Genomic DNA, 3,311 nt, shown 5'->3' with positions numbered 1-3,311 from the left:
TTCCTGCCGCATGAAGGCGAAGCCATGGCGCGCCACATCAACAATATCGTGGCCTGGTCCTTCGTGCTGTTCGGCGTGACGATGGTGTTGTTCGGCGTGGTGCGCTCAACCGGCGCAGTGATGGCGCCGCTGGTGATGCTGTTCATCGCGATCTGGCTGGTGCGCCTGCCGTTTGCGACATGGCTGATCCCGACATATGGCGCGGAGGCGATCTGGTGGAGCTTCCCGCTCGGCAGCGTGGTGCTGATCGTGCTGGCGGTTTTTGGGGTTGGCGCGCCACATCAACAATATCGTGGCCTGGTCCTTCGTGCTGTTCGGCGTGACGATGGTGTTGTTCGGCGTGGTGCGCTCAACCGGCGCAGTGATGGCGCCGCTGGTGATGCTGTTCATCGCGATCTGGCTGGTGCGCCTGCCGTTTGCGACATGGCTGATCCCGACATATGGCGCGGAGGCGATCTGGTGGAGCTTCCCGCTCGGCAGCGTGGTGCTGATCGTGCTGGGCGCCCGACACCGGCATGGCCACGCCCGCCATGGCCGCTGTCGACGACAAGGTTTAGCTTAAGGATTTAGCTCAAGGAGCGCTGGCCTGGTCCAGCCGGGCGATGGCGGCCGCGTCCAGCGACAGGCGCGTTGCCGCGATCAGCGCATCCATCTGCTCCAGCGTGGTGGCGCTGGCGATCGGCGCGGTGATGCTGGGACGTGCAATCAGCCATGCCAATGCCACGGCCGCGGGCGTGCTGCCGTAGCGTTCAGCGACGGCGTCCAGCGCATCGAGGATGCGCAGGCCGCGCGGATTCAGGTAGCTTTGCGTCTTGCCGCCGCGGGTGCTCTTGCCGAGGTCTTTCTCGGAGCGGTATTTGCCGCTGAGGAAACCGCTGGCCAGCGAGTAATAATTGATGACGCCGATTTTCTCCTTGAGGCAGTACTGCTCAAGATTGTTTTCAAAGTCGGCGCGCGAATATAGGTTGTATTCCGGTTGCAGCGTCTGGTACAGCGGGTAGCCATGTTCACGGCTGAGCTTGCGCGCTTCTTCCAGCCGGCCGGCGCCGAAGTTGGATGCGCCGATCAGACGCACCTTGCCTTGCTGGACCAGTTCGCCGTAGGTGTGCAGGGTTTCTTCCTGCGGCGTGTTCTTGTCGTCGGTGTGCGACTGGTAGAGATCGATGTAATCGGTTTGCAGGCGCGTCAGCGAGTCTTCCACCGCGCGCCTGATGTAGGCCGGCGACAAGCCGACCTTGCCGTCGCCCATGTCCATGCCGACCTTGGTGGCGATGACCAGCTTGTCGCGCCGGCCGCCTTGCCTGATCCATTTGCCGATGATGGTTTCGGATTCACCGCCCTTGTTGCCGCTGGCCCAGCGTGAATAAACGTCGGCGGTGTCGACCAGGTTGAGGCCGGCGTCGACGAATTTGTCGAGCAGGGAGAACGACGTCGCTTCATCGGCGGTCCAGCCGAACACGTTGCCGCCGAACGCCAGCGGCGCAACTTCAATGGCGGAATTCCCGAGCTTGCGATATTCCAGTTGATTGCCGTTTTTATCAGTTGCATCAGTCGTACCCATTGCATGTACTCCATGTCGCCGAGGAGCAATGATTTTATGCCTGATCCGCTTTTTCTGCCGGGACCCGCGCAGGCTCTATACTTACGACTCGTCAGGTCCTGATTTTTAGTCGGGAGCTCCACTTCTGTCCCTGCCCCAATCTTCTGCTTTCGTTCCGATGGAAATTGTCTTCACCGTTCTGATCCTGCTGTTGGCCGTCGCCGTTTCCGGCGTAGCCGCGCGCCTTGTCCCCTTCAAGATCCCGCTGCCGCTGTTCCAGATCGGCCTTGGCGCCGTGCTGGCGCTGCCGCTGTTCGGCCTGCGCATCAGCTTCGACCCTGAACTGTTCCTGCTGCTGTTCATCCCGCCGCTGCTGTTTACCGATGGCTGGCGCATGCCCAAGCGCGAGTTCTTCCGGCTGGCGCAACCTATCCTGGCGCTGGCGCTCGGCCTGGTGCTGTTCACCGTGGTCGGGGTCGGCTACTTCATCCACTGGATGATTCCGGCCATCGCGCTGCCGTCGGCATTTGCGCTGGCGGCGGTGCTGTCGCCGACCGACGCCGTCGCGGTGTCGTCCATCATCGGCAAACGCCGACTGCCGTCCACCATGCAGCACGTGCTCGAAGGCGAAGCGCTGATGAACGACGCGTCCGGCCTGGTGGCGTTCAAGTTCGCCATCATCGCGGTGCTGTCGGGCACCTTCTCGCTGCTCGACGCCGGCATCAGCTTCACGCTGATCGCCATCGGCGGCATCGCGGTCGGTTTGATCGTGGCCTGGGGGTTCGGCCTGATCCGCCGCAAGATCATCGAGTGGAGCGGCGACGAACCCGGCATCCAGGTCGTGTTGCTGTTGCTGATTCCGTTTTCGGCCTATATCTTCGCCGAACACTTCGGCCTGTCCGGCATCCTGTCTGCGGTCGCCGCCGGCATGCTGATGCCTTACATCGACACCGCCGGCGCCGAATCGGCCGCCACGCGCATGCAGAGCCAGAGCATGCTGACGATGCTGGACTTCGTCTTCAACGGCATGTCCTTCATCCTGCTGGGCCTGCAATTGCCGGGCATTGTCAGCCTCGCGCATCTCGACGCCCAGGTCGCCGGCAACGTGCCGGTGTGGCATCTGTTCGCCTACATCGTCGCGATCACGGTAGCGCTGATCACGTTGCGTTTCGTCTGGGTCTGGTTCAACCTGCGCCTGCGGCGCTTCTCCAATGCGGTGCGCGGCCAGCGCGCCAGACAACGCTATTTCGATGTGCGCCTGATCAGCATCACCGCGTTGGCCGGTGTGCGCGGCGCGATCACGCTGGCCGGCGTGATGTCGATTCCGCTGCTGATGCCGAATGGCCATGCCTTCCCGGCGCGCGACCTGCTGATCTTCCTGGCGACGGGAGTGATCGTGTGTTCCCTGCTGGGCGGCAGCTTTTTACTGCCGTGGTTGCTCACTGGTCTCAAGCTCGACGCCGACAACGAACGCCGCCGTACGGAAGAAACCATGGCGCGCCTGCGCGTCTCGGAAGCGGCGGTGCGCAGCATCGAAGAAGCGCAGGAGCGACTTGGCGCCGACATGGATCAGGAAGACCTGGCGCTCCTCACCGAAGTCAGCGGCAGCCTGCTGGCGACTTATCGCATGCGCATGGACGCCGAAAGCGGTACCGAAGAAACCCACCGCACCGCCAATCGCGCCAAGCATTTCGAACGCGAACTGCGACTCGAAGCGATCCGGGCCGAACGCCGTGAAGTCCATCACCTGCGCGCCGAGCAGCAGATCAAC

3 protein-coding genes and 1 pseudogene are annotated in these 3,311 nt (G+C 62.9%); 3 read left to right on the top strand and 1 reads right to left on the bottom strand.

Annotation, left to right across the window (positions count from 1 at the left end; genetic code table 11):
• Both HLUSI_RS33980 and HLUSI_RS33975 read left to right on the top strand, forming a co-directional pair.
• A pseudogene (locus tag HLUSI_RS33980) lies at nucleotides 1-258 on the top strand (MATE family efflux transporter); the annotation flags it as partial.
• A gap of 10 nt (nucleotides 259-268) precedes the next feature.
• A complete protein-coding gene (locus HLUSI_RS33975; RefSeq protein ID WP_016833410.1) occupies nucleotides 269-562 on the top strand; it encodes an MATE family efflux transporter in 294 nt (97 codons plus the stop codon).
• Between the two features lie 9 nt (nucleotides 563-571).
• On the opposite strand, the gene HLUSI_RS0107635 is transcribed toward HLUSI_RS33975, so the two are convergent.
• Nucleotides 572-1,561: an aldo/keto reductase gene (locus HLUSI_RS0107635; RefSeq protein ID WP_016833409.1), complete on the bottom strand. Its 990-nt coding sequence runs from the start codon at nucleotides 1,559-1,561 to the stop codon at nucleotides 572-574.
• Between the two features lie 157 nt (nucleotides 1,562-1,718).
• On the opposite strand from HLUSI_RS0107635, the gene HLUSI_RS0107630 reads away from it, so the two are divergent.
• Nucleotides 1,719-3,311, top strand: a 1,593-nt coding sequence (locus tag HLUSI_RS0107630) for a Na+/H+ antiporter (protein WP_016833408.1), incomplete at its 3' end; no start/stop codon positions are given.

The organism is Herbaspirillum lusitanum P6-12 (assembly GCF_000256565.1).
GTDB lineage: Bacteria > Pseudomonadota > Gammaproteobacteria > Burkholderiales > Burkholderiaceae_D > Herbaspirillum > Herbaspirillum lusitanum.
Note: the sequence above shows the minus strand (reverse complement) of the source record. Positions and strands in the feature narration are given on the sequence as shown.

Excerpts from the sequence above, each read along its gene's own strand:
- HLUSI_RS0107635 (WP_016833409.1), bottom strand. The coding sequence starts at position 1,561 with ATGGGTACGACTGATGCAACTGATAAAAACGGCAATCAACTGGAATAT.